The following is a 26,842-nucleotide window of genomic DNA, read 5'->3' on the forward strand; positions in this document are numbered from 1 at the left end:
TTTTAGTCCTCTATATACAGTTTCTCTGTGAGAAATTCCGGCTGTCATCATTGTCAGCCGATAACGCCATCTCAGCGGTCTGCTCAGTGCAGATCCCCGGGATGTACGACAGGGCGAGCCCGGGACGGGGATCAGTAGTGTTTTTTTCGCGGCGCATAATAAAAAACAGATACAGCGGAATGGTAAACATCTGCAGCACCATACCCCAGAACAGCGGTTTGGTGCCGGCGCCTGTCAGCGCGACCATAATGAATCCCAGACCAATCAGGCTCAGAGTGGCGTAAATAATAAAGGTGCGCCCGTACTGCATTTTTTTGGCGATCATGGCGATCGGCAGGGAAATCACAGCAAACGCATACGGGATCAGACTGGCGGACACCGCAAGAATAATGATGTTGCGGAACTGCTGTTCCAGGCTTGGTGAGATGGTGAGCAGCAGCACGGCGCTCATCATCCCTGCGGTACAAATCAGTCCTTTATACGGCACGCCGTGGCGGTTCACATCAGCAAAAAAACGAGGGAATGTGCCTTCTTCCGCCGCAGAGCGGGGAACTTCAGTCTGTAAAATCTGCCAGCCCGGTAATGCACCGAAGCAGGCAATAATGGCGAGCGCAGAGATAATCTGTCCCGCATGTTCGCCCCACAGATAACGGGCGGTATCCGCAAACGGCGCGGTGGAGTTAACAAGCTGTTCGTGGGGCAGGATCCCCATCATGACATTGGTGGAGCTGAGATAGCAGGTGGCGGCAATAACCAGCCCGATAATGGTTGCCAGCGGAATATTGCGGTGCGGATGAATCACCTGGGCGGATGAAACCGACGCGGATTCAATTCCCAGATAGCCCCACAGCGAAATAGCAGCGGCAGCAAAAATAGCATCTGTGTTACTGGTCTGAGTAACATTAAAACTGGTGATATAACGTGTGTAATCAAAACTGGTCCAGCCGAAAATACTGATGCTCAGAATAACGGTGAGCATACAAAGGCCGGTAAAAATCTGCGCATAGCCGACGACTTTTGCGCCCTGCAAACCCAGCAGAACGAAAGCCCAGAGAATAATAATAGCGGTAATAGCGGCGTAGAGCGGAGTGTGAAGCTGCGGAAAGAAATAAGAGAGATAACCGACACCGGAGATCAGTAAGGCACAGTTGCCTATCCAGGTCGAAAGCCAGTAAAAAAGTGATGTCTGTAACCCGATATACTGCCCGAATGTCCGGCCGATGTTGGCAATCACACCGCCTTTACAGGGGGAGATTTCACCGGTCTTGGCGAACACCAGCGCCAGTGCCAGCACGCCGCAGAAGGTCAGCAGTCCGCCCCACAGCGCGATGGAACCGATATGCGCGAGGGAGGAGGGTAACATAAACACGCCGCTTCCCATCATATTGGAAGCCGTCATAATAATCAGGGCTGTCAGGCCCATGCGGTGGGTGGATTTACCATTGGGAACCATACCATTTTGTCCTCACAGAAATACTCCAGCTGCGGATGAGGGAGCAAAAAATCTCACGATCAGAGAACTGAGCCGTGTTTTTTGGTCTTTTTTCTTGCATCATCCTGTGTCGCTGTATAGGTTAGAGAGCGTTGCCGGCAGGATTGGCGTCTGCGCCGGCAACGAACCGTAAGGGGGCAGTGGATATTTACCACTGCCTTTTTTTATGCCGCGTGTAAGTTAAAATCCGCGATAACGTCGTCGATCAGTTTGTCGATCTGTACGGTATCCAGATGGTGCGCGGTGGTGATCAGGTGAGCCACGTCGCCGGAAGTTGCCAGGCAATGTTCTCTCCAGACGCGTTCTGACGGGCAAGGGAACACAACAGTGATGGAGTTCTTGTTGCGCCATGCATTGATACCGGCTTTCTGCATACGGTCAACAGCGTACTGCGCCATATCCAGACTGCGGGTGATGCGGCGTTTCCATTCCTCAGTTGAATGTGAACGGATAGCTTCCCACAGCATCAGTGGTGTGTGACCGTTACGTGAACCGGTGATGGTTTTGTCGTGTGCGGAGATGTAGTCGATTTCAACAGAAATACGGTCTACGTTTTCTTTCTTCGCAACAACGATACCGCAAGGGATTGGTGAACCAATCATTTTGTGGCCGGACACACCGATAGAGTCGATACCGTCAGCAAACGTGAATGGCTGTGCATCATCAACGAATGGCAGGATCATGCCGCTCAGTGCCGCATCAGCGTGCAGATAGTAATCTTCACGTTTGATACCGGCTGCTTTCAGGCGTTTCTGGATTTCAGCGATATCATCAATAGCACCGCGGACAGTGGTACCGATGTTAGCGAAGATGATCGGATGCGCTTCTTTATCGTCAGCGATTTTTTTCATCAGATCGTCATAGTCGATTTCGCCGTTTGGCTGAGATTCAACAACCTGAGATTTGATACGCAGTAATTTAACGATTTTCGCAACGGAATAGTGAGTATCTTTTGAATAGTACAGCGTACCGTCAGGGAAGATTTCACGACCCAGGTAGCAACCGAACATGTTACCTTCGGTACCGCCGTTGGTCACATAACCCCAGCTTTGTTCAAACGGAATTTTGAACAGGTCTGCGAAATACTCCATCACTTCTTTCTCGAAATCGAAAGAGTTCAGCAGATAGTTGCAATATTCGCCCCAGTCACCGCAGTTGTTGATGGAGAAACGTAAGAAGCGTTCCAGATTGGTGTAATCGAAATCCGCTGATTCAGGATAACCGATGTTGAAATACTGGTTTTTTACGCAATAAGCCCAGAATGCATCAAGTTTGTTTTGATCATTGATAGACAGAGTCATACTTAATTACCTCTTGTTTTTCAAAATTGAAGACTGTGAAGCGGAGCAAATCACGCTTTGTTTTGTTCGTCATTGATGTACAGGATATCGTTGCCTTTTTTCGCACGGCCTGCGGCCACGAAGCTGAACAGCGGGATAGTGATTGACATCATGACCAGACCCCAGAACATAGAATCAGAACCGGAACCTAACAGGGCAAAGACACAGTAGATAATGCCGATAACCACCAGGACGTTATAGAAAATGAAGGTGCTGCCGCGGTTCATTTTTTTGGAGACCATGATGATTGGCAGAGAAATCAGTGCATACATGTATGGCAGCAGGGATGCGAAGACAGACATCAGGATGACGATTTCGAACTGTTTGGCCAGGTTTGGTGATGCGGTCATTAACAGCACCAGGCTCATCAGCACACCGGTGAAAATCAGGCTTTTCATCGGAACGTCATTTTTGTTCACATCAGAGAAGAATTTAGGGAACAGACCCTGGTCGGCACCGGCACGCGGACCTTCAGACTGCAGGATTAACCAGCCGGAGATAGAACCGAAGCAGGCGATGATACTCAGGATAGACGCAACAGTACCGGCAGTTTCACCGAACATGTAACGGGCAGCATCCGCAAACGGTGCAGCAGAGTTAACCAGTTCTTCATGCGGAACCAGACCCATGATAACGGTGCAGCTGCCGACGTAGCAGACTGACGCAATCAGCAGACCATAAACGGTGGCGCGCGGAACAGTGTATTCAGGTTTGTCCACCTGGCCGCTGGAAACCACAGCAGATTCAACACCCAGGAAGCCCCACAGTGCGATAGACGCTGCAGTGATAATGGCTGTGGTATCACTTTTACCGGTACCGTTATAAACCTGAGAGAACATCTGCGGATCGAACCAGAACCAGCCGATCACACCGACACCCAGAACAACAACCAGCATGCAGCTTGCAGTGAATGACTGCGCACGGCCGGCGACACGGGCACCGAAGCTGGCTAATACCACGAAGCCCCACAGAATCGCGATAGCAACGACACTGCCGATAGCCGGGTTTTTCAGTTCAGGGAAGAAGTAGCTGAGATAGCCGACACCGGCAACCAGCAGCGCGACGTTACCGACCCAGGCACTGATCCAGTAACAAACAGTGGTCTGGAAACCGATAAACGGACCGAAAGCATCGCTGGCGTAAGCCACGATACCGCCGTTACGCGGTGTGATAAGACTGGTTTTGGCGAAAACTAATGCTAATGCGATAACACCAATGATTGTAAATAACCATCCCCATAAGGAGATGTAACCGACGCCCGCGAGGTTAGTCGGCAGCATGAACACACCGGAACCCATCATATTTGATGCGGTTACCAGGGTCAGCGCGACCACCCCCATTTTATGGGCGGAACTGGCACTCATGTTTCCCATAATGCTTTTCCTGTAATGATTGTTTAATTGGAAAGGTGCACCCGATGACAATTACCGAGATAGGGGAAACTTAATTTTTAAATGTCGTTCTAAATTTGATATTGATCAAAAAAAACAGCGCTTCTATAACAGTTTTAGCTGAAAATGAATATTTTATGTGCCGTTTTGCAGTAAGTGACTCTGTCCCCTTTTTTTGACATGAATAATCCGACTTTTGGTGTGGTTATTATTTAACTTTTGTCATGTGTTAATTAACAAAGCAGGTAAGTAAAAAATAAATATACTTTTTTCAATACGATAAAAAAGAATGGCATTCAGAAATAAAAAACGGTTTTATGATATGAGTTAAAATAACAAAACCGGTTTTATATTATATTACTCATTAGATAAATTGATTATTTTTAGCGATTGGAGCGCTGACGTATGCCAAGAAGAGAGCGCCTTTATTTTCCGGGATTACCACAGCTGATTAAACTTAACGGGCACAATCATGAAAAACTCTTTCAGGAAGAGAATGATTACGCCCGCTTTCTGACCTGCGTGGACAGGTCTTTAGAATCATACAATTGCGAGCTTCATGCCTATTCCCTTCAGGCGGATACGGTATTGTTGCTGCTGACACCAAAATCAAAAGAAGACTTAAGCCGTTTTATACAGCACATCGGACGCCAGTATGTTCCTTATTACAATAATAAATATCAGCGCACCGGGGCATTATGGGATCGGCGTTATAACAGCTGTCTGATTGAAGCAAATTCTTATTTTCTTTTGGTCTCTCAATATGTTGATACCTTCACATCCGACCAGTCATCAAATAATGATAAACATAACTTGAATTATTCCAGCTATGGTCATAACACCGGGGAATGCACTATTCCGAGAATGACTGAACATCAGTGTTATTTGCAATTAGGCAAAACACCGGAAGAGCGCGGGATCCATTATCAGCATTTTTTATATACCACTATCAGCCAGTCTGTTATTGAGCGTATTCAAATCTGTCTGAATCAGAATTGTGTCCTGGGCACCAATCAGTATTGTCAGAAACTGGAATTTGAAATGAACCGGACAGTACGCCCGCATCAGAGCGGACGGCCGCGCAAACATTACAGTAATGATGTGGCGGACTGGATCTGGCTGGAAAACCGCGCTTCTAAGCTGCTGGCGCGCTACTGTTATCAGGAAATCCGCTTTCCGCTGCTGGAATACTGGGATGACCATATGAAGAATACCGCGGCGTTCGCGGATGATAACCATAACGGTCCCAAACTCAACTGCAGCCACCCGGCACTGCTGCGCGGTGAGGGCACGATGGGCTGTCTGCGGGTGATTGCACAGCATCAGCGTTTACAGTCAAAAAGCAAATTATGGTATATCGGCGCGATGTTCCGGAATGTGGCCGGGCAGAAACAGGATTTTGAGCAATATCACCAGATCGGTGTGGAAGCGTTCGGCTACGATAATATTGATATCGAGCTGGAACATATTTTAATGCAGTATGATTTTTTCAGCTCATTACATCTCACGCCGTACATTGAATTAAAAATAAATACCGCCGGCAGCGAAGAAGAATTCAGCCGTTTTCGTCAGGCACTGAGAGAGTATTATCAGCCGTTTCTGCCGTTCTTTGAGGAGCCGTGGCTGGTCAAACTGAAAGAGAAACCGGAGCAGTTATTATCCATACCGCACAAGCTGCTGGATATCGTTAATAAAAAAGCGCCCCGGCTCATTGAGTTTCTCTCTGAGGCTTCCGCCACCCGCTTCCGTCAGTTGCTTGAATCCCTCAACCGCCTGAAAATTCCGTACAGTGTGACGCCGGGACTGTATCCGGTGAATAATTACTGCCACACCCTGTTTGAATGGCGCACCACGCATCCTGACAGCCATGATGAGCTGCTATGCCGTGGCGGCCGTTATGATGCCAGTGCGTCGCATCTGCTGGATAAACAGGTGGCGGTCAGCGGTTTTGCGTTTATGCTCGACCCGATTATTTTCCTGATCCGCAAATGTCACAAACAACTGCTGCGTCAGAATGCGACTGATGTGGTACTGATCCCGGAAAACACCCGTGCCGCCGGACATGCACTGATAGTCGGCCGCCGTCTGCGGACACTGTTCCCGCAGTTCACCATTAAAAATGACTGCTCGGGGATGCGGATCAGTACCTGCCGCAAGAATGCTGAGCGCAACGGCAGCCGCTTTATCATTGTGGTGCCGTCAGAGGATGACAAAGCGCTGGAACTGACTGATAAAGATAACGGAATGATTCAGTTTGTGAATGAGAATGCCATGATCGGCGTGCTGGGACACAGCGTAAACTGCTGAGGGGAGAGGATCCGCAGATAATCAGCTTATCTGCGGATAACCGGTTACTGCTGGCTGAGCAGGGATTCCAGCGCGTTATAGAGTGCCGTGGCGCTCTTTTCATAACCCGGGCCGGAGAGATGGACTTTGTCCGGCCGTGCGAGATCACGCAGCACCCAGCTGTTGATTGCACAGTCGCCGCCCATGAACTGCTGCCAGTCCCAATAGAGCAGACCTTCACTTTTCGCCACAGACTGCTGAATCCGCATGACATTGTGCAGATTGGCAGGCTGCTGTGAGCGGCAGTCAGACGCGGTTTTGTTCTTGATACTGTCGCCCGGGCCGACCAGCAGGATTACCGCATCCGGCATGTTGCTGCGGATACTGCGCACCACATTGGTCAGCTGCTGACGATAGAGATCCAAATCCAGCGTATCATTAAAGGCTTCGTTGGTGCCGTAAGCCAGGATCACCATTTCCGGATCGGTCTGCGCCAGGGTATTCACCCACTGCGGCTGCCATTTTCCCGTCATGGCAATCGTCGCGCCGTTGATACCGACAGACGAGAGCATCACGCCCGGATGGTTGCGGGTGATAAACCAGCCGCCGATATTCAGCGGGCTCTGCTCATTCGCGGTAATTTCTGCCGGGAAGGTCACCGGCACACTGTCAGAAAAACGCCACTCTGAGGACGGTGCCAGATTCAGCGTACCGCCTTTGCCGCCGCGTACCGTAACGGAGGCCGGGTAGCCGGTCTGATACAGCACCTGCATATCATACTGATAAGAGGACGGATTGCGCTCCTTCATGGTCAGCGTGCTGTGTGAGGTCAGCGGCGAAATAACAAAACCGCCTAACGGGAAGTTGGGTGCATCATCTTTCCGGCTGGTCAGGAATGACCACTGTTTTTTCGGCTCGGTGAAGACAAAGTTCGCCGTGCGCTGTCCGGCGATAATGCTCGGCGGCACAAAGCCGATCCCCGCATTGCCGTAACGCGCCTGAAATTTGTCACGCAGTGTGCCGGAGAAAAAATCCGCTGCTGTATGGGAATCGCCAATCTGGACAATATGGACACGCGCGGACGGATCCCGCAGGCGGTGTGCCAGGCGGCTGAGGTTCGGATCGCCGTAGTTGGTCAGATCATTACGCGACACCGGTGGCGGTGTCTGCGGCTGTATCCACTGTTTATCCGAATCGTTCTGGCAGGAGAGCAGGGAGAGCGCTGCGGCAAACAGGGCTCCCGCACCGGCCAGTTTAAGGTGCCACGACGGGCGTTTTTGTTGTTTCATCATGTGTTTCTGTTTTTTCCTGCGCCGCCGGGGTTTCCTCCGGCGCAGCATTAAATTTAATCAGATCAAATACCGTGTCAGCGATGGCTTTCTGACCTTTGTAGGTAAAGTGAATACCGTCGCCGCTGCGCAGCTTGATAGTGCTGCTGCCGTCACCGGGGTAATCTGAATAGATCTTATCCTGATATTTGAAAATGGTATTCGCGGACAGCCAGATTTCACCGGCATTGTTAATTTCCGACTGATAGACCCCGCTCAGATAGTGTACACCATCTGACAATTTGTCTTTGCGCATATTCGGCGGTCCTATCCATATGACGTCCACATCCTGTATCCGGGCCGTTAACAGAATATCCTGAATCCGTTTACGGTACTGCGCCTCCCACTCCGGAGACATAAAGCGCAGATAGCGCCCGCCGCCTTCCGGCGGCATGTCCCACGGGTCATTCGGGCCGAGGAAAACCACCATCAGGCGGATATCCGGGTTGGCTGCCAGCGTGGTTTTGATAGTTTCCGGCCAGTTGAAAAATTTCGGATACGTCAGGCCGGTACTCTGTTTGCTGAGGTTGATGCTTTCAATGCCGTAGGTTTTGGCCAGACGGGATTGTAACACAGGTGCAACGCCCTGCATGAGGGAATCGCCCACGAAGAAGACTTTGTCACCGGCGCTCAGGTCAATAACAGATTTCGGTGTTTTTTTCGTCAGAATGTGTTCCGCAACCTGTTCCGGGTCCAGTTTCAGCACAGAACTGCCGATCGCCGGACGCTCCCGGTTCAGCAGCTCAGGGAAGGTCACAGACAGCGCAGCAGCCGGATAACGGTAGCCGTTGATAAAATGCAGCCCGACCTGAAACTCCTCCGGAAACGCGGTATTGCCGGGAACAGCCTCTTCCGCTTCCTCAACGATATGGTTGCCCTGTGTATAGATCCACAGGGTCTCTCCGGCAGCCACCACGCCTTCCTGAAGGTAACCCCCCAGATCCCACGCATAATGTCCCTCCAGCTTCGCCCACGGCGCTGGCTGGTGGTAGGTCTGTTCCCAGTAACGGGCCAGCGGGTTCTGATTCAGCCAGACCAGTGCCACGGTTGCGGTCAGCACAATAAAGACGACCTTCAGTGCCCGCTCGAGATTTTCTGTAAAATCAAAAATTCGCATAGATAAAACCCGGCATTCCTGAAGGAGAGAAAATAAAGACCAGCGTCATAAAGAGCGCGAGCGGTAAAGGATACCAGATCCATGAGATCCGCCGGTAATAGTGTCCGGCGCGGTGATACAGGCTGACACACAGCGGATAGATAAACAGCAGCAGCCAGAAGGCGATAATCAGCGGCGCGCTGGCCATGACAGAGGCAATAAAGCCGTCAGCGGTCAGTTGTGTCAGCATGGTGACAGCATCACTGAGCGTAGCACTGCGGAAGAAAATCCAGGTCAGGCAGAGCACATGGAAGGTGAAAATCCGGGCGGTCCAGACTCCGGTTTTTTGCCACAGGGTTTCCGCCGGGTCTGTGCGCGGCGGCAGCAGTTTGTGTTTGATATTCATCAGCACAATACCCAGACCGTGCAGTGCACCCCAGATGATAAACGGCAGCCCGACACCGTGCCAGACCCCGGAAATCACCATCGCGATAAAGGCGTTGAGGTTCATCCGCAGCCAGCCCTTGCGGTTACCGCCGAGCGGGATGTAAATATAATCGCGGATAAAGGTCGACAGACTGATGTGCCAGCGCGCCCAGAACTCTTTGAGGTTGGTGGCAAGATACGGCGCATTGAAGTTCAGCGGTACCCTGAAACCAAGCAGCATGGCTATCCCGGTTACCAGGTTGGTATAACCGGAGAAGTTAAAATAGATATTCCAGGCATAGGCGTACACCGCCACCAGAATCTCACCGGCGCTGTAGTTGACCGGCGAACTGAAGACCGGGTTGGCAAAGTTTTCTGACAGATAAGCGCTGAATAAAAACAGCTTCACCATCGCCAGGGTGATCAGCAGCAGGGCTTTTTTATAATCAATAATTTCCCGTGAGGCTGCCTGTATTTGCGGCATGAATACTTTGGCGCGGTTTATCGGTCCGGCGACAATGCTCGGGAAGAAGCAGAGGTAGAGCACCACATCCAAAAAGGGCGCTTTTTCAATCTCTTTGCGGCAGACCGACACTACATAGCTGACAGAATGGAACGCGTAGAAGGATAACCCCAGCGGTGCCAGCACGGAGAGTACCGGCAGCTCAACCTCCACACCGGCCTGCGACAGTGCGCTCTGCAGGGATTCCTGCATAAATCCGTAGTATTTGAATATCGTAAAACAGCCGATGATCCCCGCCGCCAGCAGACTGTACACAGCCCGTGCGGACAGGCGGCTGCTCAGGACATTGGTCAGCAGATAAATAAACAGAGTATATCCGGCCAGCACATACGCGAAGCTTGCCTGGAATGAGAAGACAAACAGATAACCCGCCGTAATTAAAAGGATATTCTGTAAACGGGGCTTTTTTTGACAGAGCCAGTAAATCAGAAAAAAGGCAGTAAAGGAGGCAAGAAATTCAAATGAAAAGAAATTCATATCAGGCTCTGTGCAGGCTTGTTGAAAATGTCATAATTAGCGTGCTGAGTATAATATAAGTTATCAACCACGATTCAATAAGAATGATGAGAAGCCATAAAAAAACCCGCGTAATACTCAGATTAACGCGGGTTTTCGGGGGTCTGTTACAGAAAACAGAACGATTATGAGTTTTGGGCGACCTTCTGTGCCGATGTGATCAGTGTTTTGTTACTGTCATACATCTGGCGGAGGTAACGGTTATAGGCATCTCCCTTCTGCGAATAACCTTCCAGCTGACTGATAAGTTCCGGTGTGCTCAGTGAGTCATCATCACCCAGACGCTGTTTTGCCCTTTCTGAACGCAGTGAATTGTAAGCACGATGCGTATTCAGATTCTTCATGTAAGCAGTGACACTATCCTCAATAGTGCTGTACGCGTAGTAGCCCTGAACCTGTCCGGCTTTGGCACTACAGCCCCGTCCGCAACGCATACCAAAAAGGTTATTGTTGGACTGAGCCAGTTTTGATGTTCCCCAGCCTGACTCGGTTGCCGCCTGTGTGGCAACGAAGTGGGTGGGCAGGATATCGACACGGCTCAGCAGCGCGTTCCAGTTGGTGCGCTTAGGCGAGCTGCATGTTATATCATAGCTCCGGCAAAGCTTTCCGAGCTTTGCAATATCACTCTGTGACCAGTGTTTGGCATTCCGGCGTTCCAGTAACCAGGTGCGGTCATTCATGATTTCGCGATTCACTTTGTCAATCGCAGGGACAATGGCATTTAAAAACGCTTTCTTACGGGGTGTACCTGACGCGTATTTTTTCAAATCAGGCAGCGTCTTTTGTAACTGCTGCGTGTTTTGATGTGAATACGCCAAGCTTGTCGTGGTACTGGTTGAGGCAAAGCCCGAACCGGTAAAGAATAGTAAAATCAAGAAAGCGAAGACTGCATTTGTCCTCATCGAAAGAGAGGGCATTGCTTTTTCCTCGTTTTATTGTCTGAACAAAAATCGAACGAATACTAGCAAAATAGAAAAACCAAGACCAGCCTTATTATCCATCGTTTAATATTAATCGGGTATGCTTTGGCAGGATAAAATTCTGTTTTCTGATTTTATGTATGTCTATTAGTAAGTTAAAACGGACATCAAACGGCTGCGGATTTTAGCAAAAATGGCGGATTTATCCGGAAAATTAATGTTTTTTACGCGGTGACCGCCCCTGTTTTCACTTTTTTCTGCGGTTTTTACCGGCCATTTTTATCAGAATTTATGATTAGTAGTACTCGAAATTGAGGATTGCCGTGGTATTGATGCGGCCTGCACTGAGCCGGGCAGCATCATAGACATAGTAATACGCCCAGAGATTAAAGCCGTTATTTACTTCAATAAATTTGTCCTTTCCCCACTCAAACAGATAGGAATCCGCACGCGGCTGCCGTCCCGGCGGGTTGATCGCCAGTGCGCTGTTGTCATTGGTATCCGCATAACGGCCGACCCGGATCCCCACACCCTGTGCCGCGCCCTGCGAGGTATCAATGAGGGTTTTCATATCCCGCAGCCAGACCTGGTTGCTGGCCAGATAGGCTTTTACCGGACGGCTGGTGCGGCCGTTCAGGCGATCCCGGCAGGAGATATCCAGCTGGAAACGTGTCATCCCGGCGGTTTTGTTACGCAGCAGCTGTGCTCTGTCCACCTGCGGCAGTTCGACTAATAAATCCGCATTATCAAAGGTGCAGGTAGTTTCACGGGGCTGATAAATGACATCCAGCGGCTGCAGGAACAGATCCTCATTATGCTCCGGCCAGTGTCCGGTCAGCAGATAAGTAAGGATATCCAGCCCGAGGCGGACAAAGAACTGAAGGATGCCGACGCGGGTGGTATCCGCGGCGATCACCGCGCCGTCAAAGCGGTACTGGCTGCCGGGCACTGTCACATCACTGCGTGAGTTCTGCGGCATCACCCGCGCGCTGAGGGTAAAACGTGCCTGAAGCCGATCCGCCGGGTACGGGTTCCTGCTGTAGCCGAATTTCTGAGTGCTGCCGGGCTGGAGGTCGATCACCCGGAACTCAACCGGATAGCGGCCGTTCTGAAAACCGACCACAATGGAACGTTTTTGCAGATAAGAGGCGTTGGAGACACTGCTGCTGTAGCCGTTACAGCTGAATTCCCCGCTGTAGCGGGTATTAAAATAGAGGGTGGTTTCTGTCTGACGGTAAAAGGTTTCCGACAGATTAGCCATCAGCGGCGGCGCTTGTTTGTTGCCGTCGTTGTAGCACTCCGCCTGCGCATAACCGGCGATCAGCATCAGCAGGCCGGCAAAAATATGTTTTTTTCTGAGCATCGGTGATGTCTCCCTTTATTCTGCACAGGGCAGAGGTGCACTCTGCGGATCCGGTGTGAGTGTGATGCGGCAGTAGCCGCTGTCCGTATCTGTCAGGCGGACATTGATCTGTTCCGGCCGCGTTTCGCTTCTTATATAAAGGAGGCTGTTCTGCCCGACATAGCCGATGCTGTTATTGTTCCCGTCAGTGACTTCTGTGCCGAACGGCAGCGGCCTGCCGTCCCGGCGTACCGCATGCAGATAAAATTCCTGCCTGGTGTCCGTTCTGAAGTTGACGAGTGTCACCGCTCCGGCGTAAGGCACGATATCCTGCACATTGCCAAGCAGTTCTGCGGCATCTTCCGGTGCCTGTGAGGCATCCAGGATCAGCGCGTTTTTGCGGTAAGCGGACAGATAAGGCACCAGAACCTGCCCCTGTGTGTTGGTGGTGACATTGCGGTCATTGTTTACGATGGCATTGGCGGTGCCCGGTACATTCACCACAGCAAAGGTTTCCCCCGGCTGATTTGCGGTGAGAATACCACCGGACCAGGCCACCACACTGCCGGTGGCTCCGGCTCCCAGCTGGCGGTAACGGCCGGATTCACTGTAAGAGGCGTTCAGTGTCGCCGGGGCGGCCCGGTAAGCGGCGCTGGTGCTGAAAGTGGTTCCGCCGGACTGCTGATGCGCGGCATTTACGTTATAACTCAGCGCGTTGCTCTGTCCGGCGGTACCGCTCAGGCCGATATTACTGCTCTGATAGCGGCCTGCTTCTGTCATGCTGTTTGCCGTCAGATACACCTTGTGCCCGGACAGGGTCAGAGGAACGGAAAGTGTCAGGTTTATCCGCGTTTCTTCATTATTACTGTCTGCCGGGTTGTTGCTGTCTTTGCTGTAGCGGGTCCGGCCTGCGCTGAGGGTGTAATTGATATCCTGCCAGTTGTTGGCATAACCCAGCTGATATTCACGGGTGCTGCCCTGGCCGCCCCAGTAATCACGCAGCGTACCGGCGAGATAAACCGAGCCGTAATCCGCGCCGATCCGCTGGTTGATATTGACATTAAAGGTACTGCGCTGGCGGTAACTCTGTGACTGCACGGAAAGATCGCCGGTAAGATCCTGCCGGTTAAGCAGTTCCTGATACTGCACCGCATCTGTCAGGCTGAAATAGCCGCTGGTGGAATAACGGTAAGCCGCCAGCGAAAAATTGGTATTGGTCTGATGAATAAAACGGCTGTAAGCCACTTTGTAGCTCTCACCCCGGTAACGCGGCATGTCCTGACCGAACCGGGCATCAGAGTGCGTGATATCTACGGATAATGCACCGATCGGCAGATTAAACCCGCTGCCGAGCAGAAACGCCTGATAATTTTCCGCCGCAATCACGCCGCCGTAGCCGGTCAGCGTGTTATTAATGCCGTACAGGAGATTCAGCTGCGCGAAATCCGGATGATAAGCGGTATCTGTCAGACGGACTTCACCGGCATTCAGCTCATATTTAAAGAGTCCTTCCTTTAACATATTCGGGACAGCGGAGAATGGCACCATAAAGCGGTTGATTTGTCCGTCCGCTTCATTTACTTCCACCTGCAGATCCCCGCCGGAACCGGTCGGCAGCAGGGAATCGACCACAAACGGGCCGGGCGGTACGCTCTGCTGCCAGATAAGCTGTGAATCCTGATAGATTCTGACCAGTGCGTTGGTCTGCGCCACGCCGCGCACGACCGGAGAAAAGCCCTGCCAGGCATCGGGATACATGCGCATATCTGTTTTCAGGGTTGCGCCCCGGAAACGGACGGAATCGAACAGTTCGTTGGAGGTGTAGCTGTCGCCGGCACGGAAATCAGATTTGATTGCCGGAAAACCGCGCTGAAGGTAACGGGTGTTGTTATTCCATTGTGTGCTCTGTCCGCTGCTGTAGGTCACAGAGGATTGATCCCGCAGTTGCCAGCCGGCCAGATTCAGGCCACTGCTCAGGGTCAGATACGCGTTGTCGTTATCACTGCCGTCACGTTTATTAGTGGCGTGATAATAGTTGGCGTTATAACTGACCATCGCGGCATTAATGCCCTGATCCCACCGCGATGGGTCGACATATCCTTTAAGCACGGTATTCAGCATTGCCTGCGGCACATTCAGTGCCAGCTGAAACTGTCCGGTGTTCAGGGTATAACTCTCAGGCGGCACCAGACTGCTCAGCACGACATAACCGTCTTCATCGGCCTGCGGCGGCGGTGTGCTGTCACGAAGTCCCAGTTTCGGCACATCGTCCTGCGGGATCAGAATTGTGTGTCCGCTTTGTTGCAGACGCAGCGGAAATCGTCCCTTCCATTCTCCGTTCACACTGATTTCAACGGTGTATTCACCGTCGGGCAGGGTATCGTCACGATCAAAACGCGATAAATCCGCTTTGGCGGAATCACCGTAAAGGAAGTTGGTATTAAAACCGGCCCCGGCTGCCGGTGTGCTGAGCAGCACCGGCAACAGTGAAACAAGGGCGGAAAAACGGCGGACAGGGCGCGGCATCAGGCTGCTGTTCAGTTCAGTGACAGCGGATAGGTATTGATGGCACCGAAATCGTCGATCAGTGTCAGCGAATAGTGATTTCCGGCCGGTAATCCGGCTGCGGCAGGCAGCGTAAACTGAGAATAAGGGGCAATCATCGTGCCTTCTTCCGCCAGATCACGGCTGCTCGCGGTTTCTTTCAGGCCGAGAATATTAATATGATACGGAGAGTCATTTTTCAGAATATAGCGCTGACCGTCACGGGTGAATGTCAGGCGGGTATGGGCTTTATCCGCACTCAGGGTCAGACCGGACGGGCGGTAAAACAGTTTGATTCGGGAGCGGATAGCAATCTGCATCATGTTTTTATCGGCACTGTTTTCCGGCAGCGGCGGAATATCCAGTAAATTCAGATAAAACAGGGATTCTCTGTCCGCCGGAAGCTGTACCGGGGTCATTTTCACCCGCAGCTGCTGACCATTTTTACCGTCGATTTTTACCACCGGCGGTGTCAGGATAAACGGGACATTCGCTGTTTCCGGGGTGGAATCGGGGTTGCCGTCATCAATCCATGCCTGGACTAATGCCTGCTGTGTTCCGGTGTTAAATAATTGTACCGGAACCTCTTTACTTCCCTGCGGATAAATAACACGGGTGGAATTAATAATAACGTTTGCCGGACTGACAAATGTCACTGTTAATAACAACAATGTTAAGATGATTTTTTTCATGATGTGTATTTTCAAAAGTCAGGCCCCTGAATTAAAGAGGCCTGAAAATATCAGAAGTAAGACAGGTTATATGTCAGCATGGTATTAATTTTACCCGGCTGAGCAGGCTCGCTGCCGACTTTGTAATATTTTGCATAAAACTGCATAACGCCATTATCAGAAATGATTTTTGTATCGTATGGTGTGTTTAAATTAATGACTTCATCACTTTTCTGTGATGTTAACGCAATCCCGACATTTTTAGGATTGCCTTTCTCATCCGTTTCCTGATTGATCAGATAATTGCCGTTATTGGCAATCAGATTGGTGGATGCGAAATTAATATGCAGTGACTTACTGTCTTTGTCGCTGGCGTTACAGTCTGATAATTCAATGGAAAATGCTTTTTTGCCTTCTTCGATAGGACCCTGTTTATTGAACAGGTTAACAGTAACCGGGTCTAATAATACTGACATGTTTGCATTACCGTTATTAATGGTACAGGTGGCATCTGTAATAAAACCGGTAAAATTGATTGAACCACCGGATGCGGTAGTCGCCGCAGACGCAGAGTTAGCAACAAAAATAAAGGAAAGAGACGCTGCAAGAGCGAATTTTTTATTCATTATCCTCTCCGGGATGGAATATATAATAAATACGGAAACGGAATTAATTACGTTACCCGTAAATTTATTTTTAGTCATAGTGATTTTTAGCCGATTCTGAAAAAACAAATCAGCAGGGTTTATTTAGTTAGTAGCATCAATAAGAAATAGTTTTCCCCGGCAATTTTTTATTACCGTTAACAGGAAAGAAGTTTCTTATACATCAGAATGGAAGGCATAACTAAAACGAAACAGAGTATATAGTCATGAAATGATTAATTGAAGTATTTTTCTGATTTACGGATTAAAAGGTGAGTTTTATCTGTAATATCCGGATACAGATAGTTACTTATGGTTTTATATATTGTGTTTTTATGTTATTGCGATGTTATTTGTTGATTGTTGTTAATGTTTTTAAATATTCATTTAATATATGTTAAAAAATGCAGTATTTAATATTATTTTTTCTTTATAATTATTGGTTGCAACAATTAAGAATAATTATCATTAGCGATATTAACAACGTAAAATCAAGCACTCATAATGATTCCGCTATTGATTATCGGCACAATGACAGAGAACTTTAATTGTTTTCAACTTTATTTTAAGTGCAGCAGGATAACTATCAGAATCGGCTGATAACGAATGTAATTATTTATATGGCGATTATTTCAGGCGGGAAAAAAGCAGCGGGCAGCATTGCGGCTGCCCGGACAGGATCAGTTTTTGTTCTGTTTATGGAAAGCCAGACGTTCTTCAAAGTAGTCTTTCAGGTGAGATGCCAGCCCGTGGATTTTGTCATCCAGCTGACGAACCAGAAATTCATCACTGTTCATATCATCAACCCGCTGCATCGCGAGGTCATCAACATATACTTTTTCTTCCGGCGTCAGTTGTGCCATTGTCTGTCTCTCTGAATATAGTGGGAATATGGTATGTTACCACGATTTTAACGGATAACACGCAGGTGTCACGATGGATGAAAAACAACTTTATCATTATGCCATATGGCTGCTGGGACGGCGGGAATATGCCGGGGCAGAACTGGCCCGCAAACTGAAACGGAAAATAGCCGAAAAGCAGGATACCTCCCCGACGGAAGAGCATGTTCTGCCGCGGGTGATGGCGCGGCTGACAGACTCACAGTATCTGGATGACACCCGCAGTATCGCGCTGTTTTTTCAGGCCGGGGTGAGAAAACTGCACGGACCGGTGCGGATCCGTCAGGAATTACGCCAGAAAGGGTTTGACGGTGAACTGATTGATGCGGTTTTTTCCGCGCAGGAGACCGACTGGTTTGAGCAGGCCCGTGAGGCAAAAATGAAGAAATTCGGGGAGAGCGTACCGGCTGACTATAAAGAGAAGCAAAAACAGATGCGTTACCTGACGTACCGGGGTTTCACGTCTGATCAGATTTATGAACTGTACTGACGGGCAGGCATTATTTATTTTTATTCAGTGCCTGCTGTATCGCGTCATGGTAACGGTGATACAGAAAATCCGTATTGAGTCCCGCCTGCTGCATCTGTAACGCCAGCAACCGTAAGCGTTTGTTTGTCTGCTCATATTCTGTGCTGTCCGGCGGCAGAGCGGACAATAATTCCGCCAGTGAAACCGCCTCCTGCCGGGCCAGTAATGCCGGAGGAAGATATCCTGCATTTTTCAGTAACCGGTAACCCACCCGCAGTTCAGGGGGAACATGGCTGTCATCATCCAATGTGAGCGGCTTCCCTTCTCCTGCCAGTCCCTGTAATTCCCCCTTTTCAAGTGCAGCCTGAATATGCTGCTCAGCCAGTGTGTCAAAAATCGTCATGCTGTGTCCGCTTCCCCTGTCACCTGTTGTCACTTCCTTATTATAACAGAGCCTGTTTTTGCCGCATAAATAACCTGTTTTACGCATAACCGGATTATTTACCGTTGCATAATAACTGAATCAAATTCAGGTCTGAAATGCATGAAAATGCATTTTTTGGTGAAGGGATATTTGTTTGAGGTACGATCTGAGTAATACCTGCTGTTTGTATCGTTATACGCATTAAATGCGTATTTAATCGCAGGAAAGTGCTTTTCTGTGTTTATCCTGTATTGCTATTTTTCACTGCTATTTTTGGTTATATGGCGAAAATGGCGTGATTAACCGGCTTAAATAAGGCAATGCTCTTACTTTAAACGCGTTAAATAAGTAATTTAGCTTAATGGTAACGGAGGTGTCTTCCTGCTGTCAGTGCTTTTTTTGTTATTTTTATGTTTATTTTGTGTTTATTAATTGATCGGTATTTTACTGTGATTTGTATCACGAAAGCTGCTTGTGAGTTAAATTGCATACGCATTTAATGCGTAAAATGAACTATTTGTGCTTTTTATCAAAAATAGCCCAAAAAAAGTTAAAGTTTTTTAAATTCACATTGTGTGCATAAAAATGCATGCAATAATGTAACGGAAGTGTGTGCCATGTTATGTTTGGAAATAAATTGAATGAATTACATATTGTAAAATGATTAGTTAATAAATCTAAAAATAATTCATAAATCAAATTATTTATTTTGAAATTTTAGTTTTATTGAATTTAAATATCGCCGAGTGGCTGTATTTGGGTAAGTGAAATTAACAAGCCAATCAGTGTTACATGTAAGTAATTACGCGTTCAATTTGTAATTTTGTGGTTATTTATCTTTTTATGATTATTTTGTAGTGAATTTAGCTTAGGATGATTCCTAAAACCGCTATAGACATTCGAAATCCCCTCTCTATAATACGCCGCCGATTCAACCATAAGTAAAATTTTCTGAGTCCGGATACAGGGCAATTCAGGTGAACGTTAAATAAATTAATTAAATAACCCCATTACGCTGATAACCGTCAGCCGCTCAGGTGACGGCACATTTTTTTCTGTGATGCATTAAATGCGTCAGGGTTTTCTGCACCTGGAATTTCCTTATTCACGTCCTTCAATTTTGAGAAAAATAAACAATGAATAAAATATTCAAAGTCGTAAAAAATCAACGGACAGGGAATTCTGTTGTCGCATCTGAATTCGCAAAGGGTGCAAAGAAAGGGAAAAAACTGGCGCTGTTATCACTGGCAATGCTGATGGGAAGCGGGGTGAGCGTCTCTGCGCTGGCGGCGGATCCTGAGAGTCTGTTGTTAGAAACTGAGTATCTTCCTGCACAATATGACAGTACAACTAAAACGTGGGTAAATAATTCAAACGAGAAAAAACAATCCCGGGTTATTAACGATGGCAAAGTTAAAGATCTTAATTTAATTCAGGATGAAACAAAATTTACGAATAACCTTGAGTATCAGACAACCTGGTTTAATTTGCAGGATTTATGGGCCAAGAATACCGACGAAAATAAAGTTATTTCAATTACCGAATATCGCGACGGACAGGCACTTCCCGGTGATGCTGCACTGAGTGCGATTGAAGACTGGCGGGTGCCGGATAATCCGTCTGCCTTTGAGCAGATCGAATGGGAAACCGAAGACGGAAAAACAGCTTACCTGCAGGCCTATAATACCGATAAATTCAAAGTCACCGTTAACCCGGATCTGGGTGTCTATCTGCTGGAAAAACAGCCGATGATATCGCCGTTTTATCATCTGACGCTTGCGGAAGTGAATAACGGTGTTCTGGATATGACTGCAAAAAACAATGTTGACTGGAATATTGATTTTATCAAAGACAGTTCATTGTTTGTGGCAAAGGCAGATCCCGGTGAAAAAGCAACCATTAATACCACCAGTAAACTGCATGTCAATTTCGGTGAAGCGTATGGTATGGATATCTCTTCCGGTACGGTGAAATATAAACTTCAGCCGAAAAATCAGTTGATTGCCAGTGTTCCTGTGCCTAAAGGACTTGATGGCTTTACCGGATCAAACGGCCGGACCTATCACACCGGTGGCACCATTGCTATCGGCGATGCGGCAGGGCTGGCGGCGTATAATGAATTATTAATCGAAGCGGTCAAGGCGAATAAATTAACCGGACAGGAATATAAAGATCTGGTCGGTGCGACGGTTACCGGCGCTCCGCAGGGTAAAGATTATTTTGACGTTAATATCGACCTGAAAAGCCTGGAAGATAAAAATATCAACCTGAATAAAGCCGTTACTGCGGCTATCGGCTATCGATCCATTTTTGAGGTTGCCGGTGACGGCAGTGTGCTGAATATCAATGACGGCGCAGATATCCGTGGTGAAACGATATCAGATGCAGGTACTTACCGCGCTTATCATATCTATGCGCATGACGGTGCGAAAGTGTTCCACAAGGCCACAACGTCTGTCCCGAATTACAAAGGCCAGAATGCGTTAATTGATAATGCGGAATTTACCAACAGCGGCACCCTGAATCTGGGTGATGGTACAACCCGTATTCACGGCGATCAGGTGACAGGGGAAAAAGCACAGTATATCAACCTCGGTAAAATTGCGGTTGAGGCATTTAACCTGGCCAATAATGACCGGGCCGACAGCGACGTTACTGCGAATACCGGTGTGACGGCGACCGGCGGCGCACTCGTGACTAACGCTAAAGGTGCATCTTTGCTGCTGGGGCAGAAAGGTATTGCTGCTGAACAGGGAACTGTCACCGGTGTTGAAGTCCGCGGCGCATCATTTGTCAACGATGGTGATATTCTGATGGGCGCAGACGGTGTGATACTGGCAGGCGGCCGTAAGGATGATACCTGGGATATGCGGGTAATGTCGAATGCTGTGGCAGCATTGCTGGATAAGCATATTGCCGCCGATGGCAAAAACGAAATTGTCAATAACGGCACAATTACTATCGATAAAGGCGTCAGTAATGCGGTCGGGATTAACGTGACGTCAACGCCTGATCGTACTGCGGGTTCCGAACTGACAGTTCTTAATAATCATGAGATTAATACTGCCGGCAGTTATACCGTCGGGATGCGGGTGTCCGGCAAAAAGCAGGCGAATGATGTTATCGAAAACCGCGGAACTATCAATGTTTCCGGTGAAGGCTCTGTCGGCCTGTTTGCACTGGGTGATTCAACGATCACGCACACCGGTGACGTGATTGTGACAAACAGCGCTAAAACAGTTGATGGTAAAAAACCGGCCCGTACCACCGGTATCCGTGCCGATGATGCCAAAGTGGAGATTAAGGGCGGAACCGTTGAACTGAAAGGCGATAACACGGTCGGGGTATTTGCCCGTGCCGGTGGTCAGATTGATCTTAACAAGGGACAGGTGCTGTTTGATAACAACTCTGTCAATCAGACGGGGTACTGGATCGCCGGCCGTAAAGGCAGTGATGCAGCAGACAGTTCCAGAATCAATTTCGGCGGCGGAGATGTAAACCTGGAACTGAATAATAACGATTCCACGCTGTTCCGTGTTGATCAGAAAGCGCAGTTCCTGGCATCCAATGACGGTAAAACACGCTACCATTTTGATGTTAATGGTGAAGAAAGCCGTGGTTTTTATATTGCGGATAAAGGCACAAAAGTTGAAACCGGCAGTATGGAGCTGAATGTTAACGGTAAGGATGCAACCGGTCTGTATCTGGCAAACGGTGCCGGAGCTGATGGTCAGGTGAGTCTGGATAACGCCACCACCATTAATGTCAGCGGTGAAGGGGCCACCATCGCGATTATTGATGGTAATTATTATGATATTAATGGAAACCAGATCGCAAACGGATCGGGCAGCACCACACTGAACTCGTATGCTCACCTGAAATCGGGCGGCATTAATGACAATATCGCGAAAAACGCCATCGGTTATAAAGTGATCAATGGTGGTGTGCTCAACCATAAGGGCAATATTGATTTCAGTAAAGCCGATAACGCCACCGGTATTCGTGTGGAAAGCGGTAACGTTGATAACACTGCCGATATTACGGTGAATGGCGTCGGTGTTGATATTTACGGCGGAAGCTCCTATGTGACAAACAGCGGGAATATCACCGCTAATGATGGCACTGCGGCAATTCGTCTGAATAAAAACTCGTCAATGGCTATCGGCGGCACCGGTACTATCCTCGGTGAAAAATCGGCAGATGCGGTACGGGTACACTCCGGCTCTGCGGTACGTCTGGATAACGCCAATATTAGCGTCACCGGCAGCGGCAGCGGTCTTCATTTACTGAATGTGGACGATGATACCGGCGCATTTCAGTTAGAGGGCAGCGGCACGATCACGGTCAGCGGTGAAAGAGCTTCCGGTCTGAAACTGGAAGCGGATGACGGCAAAGGCGACGTGACGATGGCGAAAAGCAATCTCGACACCTCCGGCGCTAAAGGCACTACGATCAATGTGAAAGATAAGGGCGGCAACGGTATTGTGACCAATACGTCCGGTGATGTTATCAGCGGAATGAATGTCAATATCGAATCAGCAGAAGGCGAATCCGCGCTGGTGGTGCTTGGCCAGACCAAAAACATCACACAGAGCGGCAAACTGACATCAGCATCTGACCACAGTGTGGTGAATCTGATTGCGCTGAAAAATGCATTCAGCTTCACCAACAGCGGCGAAATTACTGCGGCGGATATAACAAACGGCATCGCGGTTGATGCGGGTCAGAACAGCAATATCAGCTTCGGCAACAGCGGGACTATCAGCGGAAAATCTATACTGGGCAACGGTACCAACAGGATTGATCTGAGCGGTACAACCAGTGAGCTGATCACCGGTCACGGCGACAATACCGCGATGCTGCACGGCGGCGCGAAAACCGGAATATTGTCCGCCGGTAACGGTAATAACACGATTGAAATGAAGGATACGGCTCAGACTGACACACTGATGACGGGTCACGGGAATAATACCATCACTCTGAACGGTGGTACGCAACTGAAAAACGGTATGACCGGTAATGGCCGTAACAATGTGATTCTGCAAAATGTCTATGAAGCACAAAGTGATGCCCTGTTCGGCAATCTGACCGCAGGCGGCGGCGGGCAGGATACGCTGACGCTGAAAGGCAAAAAAAGCCACTATGTATTACAGGACAGCAGTAAAATCAGCGGTTTTGAAAAACTGAATGTTGAGGAAGGCCGTTTTGAACTTCGTAATACCGACATCACGCTGAATGAACAGACGGCAGATGACGGTATCACCGTGAAACAAGGTGGTGAGCTGTTTATCAATCAGAACCAGGCACATACCTTTGCTCATCAGTTACAGGGAAATGGTCTGGTCACCACCTCAACGGCGGGACAGGCATTTGCCTTTAATAATAAGAGCGCGGCTTTTGCGGGAGATAACTTCACCGGTACGCTGCGTCTGACAAACGGCACCTTTGATATCGCCGGTGACAACACCCGTGCGCTGCAAAAATCCCGTCTGAATATCGGTGATAAGGCAGTGGCGACAGTCCGTGAAGGGGTCGGCACACAATCATTTGATCGCCTGGCAATGAGCGGCGGGACACTGGCCTTTAAAGACAATATTACCGGCAGCCGGATCATTGATGACAACATCAGTGTGAATTCACTGGAACTGGACAACGCCAAAGGGACGGTTCAGGTGAAAGCGGACGGTTTTGATAACCTGCCAGCGCCGTCAGCTAACAATAAAGTGCCTCTGCTGGAGCAGGATGAAAGTGATTCGGTCGCTCAACTGGTGAATGCCGGGCAGGCCTCGGATTACACCGGCGGACTGAATCTGCAACTGACGGATAAAGACGGCAATGTGATCCCGTCAAATACGAAGACAGAGCAGGATCTGCGCCAGGACGGCAAAGTGGTTGCGAAAGGCACCTATGATTACGGCTTACAGACCAGTGCAAACGCCGGTGGTAAAGCAGATGGCTTATATGTGGCCTATAAGCTGACCGAAGTGGATCTGCTGGGTAAAGGCAGTGATGCACTGGTGCTGGCTGCGCAGGCCGGAAAATCCGGTTCAGCCGCTAACCTCGGGGCGAAAATCACCGGACAGGGCGACCTGGCAATTGATACCGCAAGTGAATATGTCACGCTGTCTAATAACAGCAATGATTACACCGGCAGCACGTTTGTCCGTCACGGCAAATTACGGGCAGAAGCGGATAATGTGTTAGGGAATACACAGTTGCTGGATCTGGCGTCCGGGACTGCGGTTGAACTGACCAGTACAGCCGGTGCCGGTACAGAGCAGACCGCCGGGAAACTCACGTCTGCGGCAAACAGCCTGGTGGCGCTCGGTAAAGGCAAACTGACGGTGAAAAACGGCGGTGAGGTGAACGGCTCTCTGAGCGGTACTCAGGATGGCCAACTGGTGGTGAATAACGACACGCTGACCATCGCCGGAGCAAACAACGGAATGCATTCCGCAGTGACTATCGATCAGCCCGCACAGGTTACTATCCGTAATATCGCGGGTCTGGGCGACAGCCTGATCGCGGTGGCGGGTACACTGCGCACGGAAGGGGCACAGGGTCTGCTGCGTAATCAGCTGACCGGCAGCGGCACCACCGAAATCGCGCAGAAATCGGACGCACAGCTGACGGCAGATAACAGCGGGTTCAGCGGACGTTTCACTACGGATGCAGACAGTACACTGCGTGCCTCACAGGCAGAGCATATCGGCAGTGCGGCGATTGAAAACGCCGGTACGCTGGTGCTGACGCACAATGACGGCAAACAGCCGTGGGATCTGACCAACAGTGTTACCGGGACCGGGACCCTGGTGAAACAGGGGGCGGGCCGTATCACGCTGACAGATAAATCAGCGCAGTATACCGGTACCACGGAGATTCAGAACGGTACATTGCAGGCGGGGAGCTATGATTCCGCACTGGTGATGAACAGCCGTCAGATGAATATCGGTACTCAGGGTATATTTGCCGGTCAGGGCACACTGAAAGGCAGCGTGAATAACGCCGGTCAGTTCTATGTCGGTGAATTGGATAAGAAAGATCTCGGACAGGCAACGGATTACCGTGTTGACGGCAACTTTGTCAACAACGGCGGCAGCATCTGGCTCGCGAGTAAGAAAGAGACCGAAAGCCGTCTGAATGTCGGCGGGGATTTCACCGCGAACGGCGGTTCGATCACACTGAATACCGTGCTGAACAAAGGTCATGAGGAAACCATGACAGACCAGCTGGTGGTTGACGGTAATGTGTTTACCGGGAAAAACGGCGCGACCACGCTGAACATTAATAATGTCGGCGGTAAAGGTGCGGATACACTGAAACAGCCGGATGCGATTAAAGTGGTTCATGTCGGCGGAAAATCGGATAAAAATGCCTTTAAACTGGGCGGGCCGGTCGCCATCGGAGTGTACGAATACCTGTTACACAAAGGGTATAAAGATGACAGCTGGTATCTCGATTCTTATGATACCAATGTTTATCCACCGGATGAAAACAAGGAAGATCCGAACCGTAACGTGAACCCGGAAATCGGCGGACACATGGCTAACCGCATGGCGGCACTGGGTATGTTCTCCATGACCCTGCATGATCGCCTGGGCGAGCCGCACTATGCCGACAGCTTTAAAGGGGATGAAAACGCCTCTTCTGTCTGGCTGCGTATCACCGGGGATCGTCAGCGTCAGGATGCGGTCAGCCGTTCACTGCGTCTGAAAGGGGATACCTACACCACCCAGCTGGGCGGCGATATTATCAACTGGAACAATGATGCACAGGACACCACGATCCGCGGCGGTATCATGGGTGCAATCGGTAAGTCTGATTACACCAGCAGCGCCAAACGGACCGGTACGAAAGCCGATGCGAAAATTGATCGTGCTTACAGCGTCGGTTTATACGGCACCTGGTATCAGAACCGCGAAGATGAAAACAATGCTTATGCGGATGTCTGGGCACAGTATTCCTGGTTTGATAATAAAGTCTCCATGGCCGGCAACTCATCGGATTATAAGAGCCGCTTAGTCAGTGCTTCTGTTGAAACCGGCTACAGCATGGCGGTGTACAAACCGGATGCGGATAAACAGTGGCTGTTAACACCGCAGGCGCAGGTTATCTTTAATTCGTATGATTCCGATGATAGCAGCAGCGGCACCGGTCTGGTGATGAAAGGCGGACGCAGTAACAGTGTGGATACCCGTCTGGGTGCCCGTCTGACCTACGCAAACCAGAAACAGTCAGATAAATCCGCTCAGCCGTTTGTTGAGGTAAACTGGCTGCACAGTACGGCGAAGAGTGATATGACCTTTAATAAACACTACACCTTCAGTGATGATCGTCCGGCGAACCGGTTTGAAATCAAGGCCGGTGTGGAAGGGCAGATTTCACCAAACTGGACAGTCTGGGGTAACGTTTCTCATCAGATGGGGTCGAATGATTACTCCGGTGACCGTGCGATGATCGGTGTGAAGTACCAGTGGAAATAAGCTGAACCGCTGAGATAAAAATCCCCCTGTGTTGCCACAGGGGGA

General features: G+C 49.4%; 16 protein-coding genes. 3 read left to right on the plus strand and 13 right to left on the minus strand.

Annotated features, from left to right (window positions below; all coding sequences use genetic code 11):
* Positions 1–10: 10 nt before the first annotated feature.
* From AB7038_RS04105 to hdcC, 3 genes are all read right to left on the minus strand, one after another.
* Positions 11–1,453, minus strand: a complete 1,443-nt coding sequence (locus AB7038_RS04105; RefSeq protein WP_368889875.1) for an amino acid permease — start codon at positions 1,451–1,453, stop codon at positions 11–13.
* A 203-nt stretch (positions 1,454–1,656) separates the two neighbouring features.
* Positions 1,657–2,793 (minus strand): histidine decarboxylase, encoded by a 1,137-nt coding sequence (locus AB7038_RS04110; protein WP_072869018.1) that lies wholly within the window; start codon positions 2,791–2,793, stop codon positions 1,657–1,659.
* Positions 2,794–2,843: 50 nt separating this feature from the next.
* On the minus strand, positions 2,844–4,205 hold the full coding sequence (hdcC, locus tag AB7038_RS04115; RefSeq protein ID WP_072869021.1) for a histidine-histamine antiporter: 1,362 nt from the start codon (positions 4,203–4,205) through the stop codon (positions 2,844–2,846).
* Positions 4,206–4,628: 423 nt separating this feature from the next.
* On the opposite strand from hdcC, the gene AB7038_RS04120 reads away from it, so the two are divergent.
* On the plus strand, positions 4,629–6,530 hold the full coding sequence (locus AB7038_RS04120) for an ATP phosphoribosyltransferase regulatory subunit (RefSeq protein WP_369452815.1): 1,902 nt from the start codon (positions 4,629–4,631) through the stop codon (positions 6,528–6,530).
* A gap of 44 nt (positions 6,531–6,574) precedes the next feature.
* On the opposite strand, the gene AB7038_RS04125 is transcribed toward AB7038_RS04120, so the two are convergent.
* The 9 genes from AB7038_RS04125 to AB7038_RS04165 form a co-directional block, all read right to left on the minus strand.
* Positions 6,575–7,798, minus strand: coding sequence for an SGNH/GDSL hydrolase family protein (locus tag AB7038_RS04125; RefSeq protein ID WP_439958105.1), 1,224 nt, complete (start codon positions 7,796–7,798; stop codon positions 6,575–6,577).
* Positions 7,764–8,954 carry a DUF459 domain-containing protein gene (locus AB7038_RS04130; RefSeq protein WP_368889877.1) on the minus strand — a complete coding sequence of 397 codons (1,191 nt, stop codon included), beginning with the start codon at positions 8,952–8,954 and terminating at the stop codon, positions 7,764–7,766. Before AB7038_RS04130 ends, AB7038_RS04125 begins: the two co-directional genes overlap by 35 nt.
* A complete protein-coding gene (locus AB7038_RS04135; RefSeq protein WP_369452816.1) occupies positions 8,941–10,359 on the minus strand; it encodes an MBOAT family O-acyltransferase in 1,419 nt (472 codons plus the stop codon). The genes AB7038_RS04130 and AB7038_RS04135 overlap by 14 nt, the downstream gene beginning before the upstream one ends.
* Positions 10,360–10,523: 164 nt before the next feature.
* Positions 10,524–11,315 carry a protein bax gene (locus AB7038_RS04140; protein WP_368889879.1) on the minus strand — a complete coding sequence of 264 codons (792 nt, stop codon included), beginning with the start codon at positions 11,313–11,315 and terminating at the stop codon, positions 10,524–10,526.
* Positions 11,316–11,613: 298 nt separating this feature from the next.
* A complete protein-coding gene (locus AB7038_RS04145) occupies positions 11,614–12,681 on the minus strand; it encodes a fimbrial protein (RefSeq protein WP_368889880.1) in 1,068 nt (355 codons plus the stop codon).
* Between the two features lie 15 nt (positions 12,682–12,696).
* Positions 12,697–15,186, minus strand: a complete 2,490-nt coding sequence (locus AB7038_RS04150; protein ID WP_369452817.1) for a fimbria/pilus outer membrane usher protein — start codon at positions 15,184–15,186, stop codon at positions 12,697–12,699.
* A gap of 11 nt (positions 15,187–15,197) precedes the next feature.
* A complete protein-coding gene (locus AB7038_RS04155) occupies positions 15,198–15,896 on the minus strand; it encodes a fimbrial biogenesis chaperone (RefSeq protein ID WP_440590458.1) in 699 nt (232 codons plus the stop codon).
* A gap of 50 nt (positions 15,897–15,946) precedes the next feature.
* A complete protein-coding gene (locus tag AB7038_RS04160; RefSeq protein WP_368889883.1) occupies positions 15,947–16,501 on the minus strand; it encodes a fimbrial protein in 555 nt (184 codons plus the stop codon).
* Positions 16,502–17,199: 698 nt separating this feature from the next.
* Positions 17,200–17,382 (minus strand): hypothetical protein, encoded by a 183-nt coding sequence (locus AB7038_RS04165; RefSeq protein WP_052926688.1) that lies wholly within the window; start codon positions 17,380–17,382, stop codon positions 17,200–17,202.
* 73 nt (positions 17,383–17,455) lie between these two features.
* Between AB7038_RS04165 and AB7038_RS04170 the strand changes: the two genes are divergently transcribed.
* Positions 17,456–17,911, plus strand: coding sequence for a regulatory protein RecX (locus AB7038_RS04170; RefSeq protein ID WP_369452819.1), 456 nt, complete (start codon positions 17,456–17,458; stop codon positions 17,909–17,911).
* 10 nt (positions 17,912–17,921) lie between these two features.
* On the opposite strand, the gene AB7038_RS04175 is transcribed toward AB7038_RS04170, so the two are convergent.
* Positions 17,922–18,293 (minus strand): DnaJ family domain-containing protein, encoded by a 372-nt coding sequence (locus tag AB7038_RS04175; protein WP_175547143.1) that lies wholly within the window; start codon positions 18,291–18,293, stop codon positions 17,922–17,924.
* A 1,157-nt stretch (positions 18,294–19,450) separates the two neighbouring features.
* Here AB7038_RS04175 and AB7038_RS04180 point away from each other — a divergent pair.
* Complete coding sequence (locus AB7038_RS04180) at positions 19,451–26,797, plus strand: autotransporter outer membrane beta-barrel domain-containing protein (RefSeq protein WP_369452820.1); 7,347 nt, start codon at positions 19,451–19,453, stop codon at positions 26,795–26,797.
* The last annotated feature ends 45 nt before the right edge of the window (positions 26,798–26,842 follow it).

This window comes from Morganella morganii (assembly GCF_041099235.1).
Lineage (GTDB): Bacteria > Pseudomonadota > Gammaproteobacteria > Enterobacterales > Enterobacteriaceae > Morganella > Morganella morganii_E.

Bases quoted from the DNA above. Each gene is read 5' to 3' on its own strand.
- AB7038_RS04105 (WP_368889875.1), bottom strand. From the start codon at position 1,453: ATGGTTCCCAATGGTAAATCCACCCACCGCATGGGCCTGACAGCCCTG.
- AB7038_RS04110 (WP_072869018.1), bottom strand. From the start codon at position 2,793: ATGACTCTGTCTATCAATGATCAAAACAAACTTGATGCATTCTGGGCT.
- hdcC (WP_072869021.1), bottom strand. From the start codon at position 4,205: ATGGGAAACATGAGTGCCAGTTCCGCCCATAAAATGGGGGTGGTCGCG.
- AB7038_RS04120 (WP_369452815.1), top strand. From the start codon at position 4,629: ATGCCAAGAAGAGAGCGCCTTTATTTTCCGGGATTACCACAGCTGATT.
- AB7038_RS04125 (WP_439958105.1), bottom strand. From the start codon at position 7,798: ATGAAACAACAAAAACGCCCGTCGTGGCACCTTAAACTGGCCGGTGCG.
- AB7038_RS04130 (WP_368889877.1), bottom strand. From the start codon at position 8,954: ATGCGAATTTTTGATTTTACAGAAAATCTCGAGCGGGCACTGAAGGTC.
- AB7038_RS04135 (WP_369452816.1), bottom strand. From the start codon at position 10,359: ATGAATTTCTTTTCATTTGAATTTCTTGCCTCCTTTACTGCCTTTTTT.
- AB7038_RS04140 (WP_368889879.1), bottom strand. From the start codon at position 11,315: ATGCCCTCTCTTTCGATGAGGACAAATGCAGTCTTCGCTTTCTTGATT.
- AB7038_RS04145 (WP_368889880.1), bottom strand. From the start codon at position 12,681: ATGCTCAGAAAAAAACATATTTTTGCCGGCCTGCTGATGCTGATCGCC.
- AB7038_RS04150 (WP_369452817.1), bottom strand. From the start codon at position 15,186: ATGCCGCGCCCTGTCCGCCGTTTTTCCGCCCTTGTTTCACTGTTGCCG.
- AB7038_RS04155 (WP_440590458.1), bottom strand. From the start codon at position 15,896: ATGAAAAAAATCATCTTAACATTGTTGTTATTAACAGTGACATTTGTC.
- AB7038_RS04160 (WP_368889883.1), bottom strand. From the start codon at position 16,501: ATGAATAAAAAATTCGCTCTTGCAGCGTCTCTTTCCTTTATTTTTGTT.
- AB7038_RS04165 (WP_052926688.1), bottom strand. From the start codon at position 17,382: ATGGCACAACTGACGCCGGAAGAAAAAGTATATGTTGATGACCTCGCG.
- AB7038_RS04170 (WP_369452819.1), top strand. From the start codon at position 17,456: ATGGATGAAAAACAACTTTATCATTATGCCATATGGCTGCTGGGACGG.
- AB7038_RS04175 (WP_175547143.1), bottom strand. From the start codon at position 18,293: ATGACGATTTTTGACACACTGGCTGAGCAGCATATTCAGGCTGCACTT.
- AB7038_RS04180 (WP_369452820.1), top strand. From the start codon at position 19,451: ATGAATAAAATATTCAAAGTCGTAAAAAATCAACGGACAGGGAATTCT.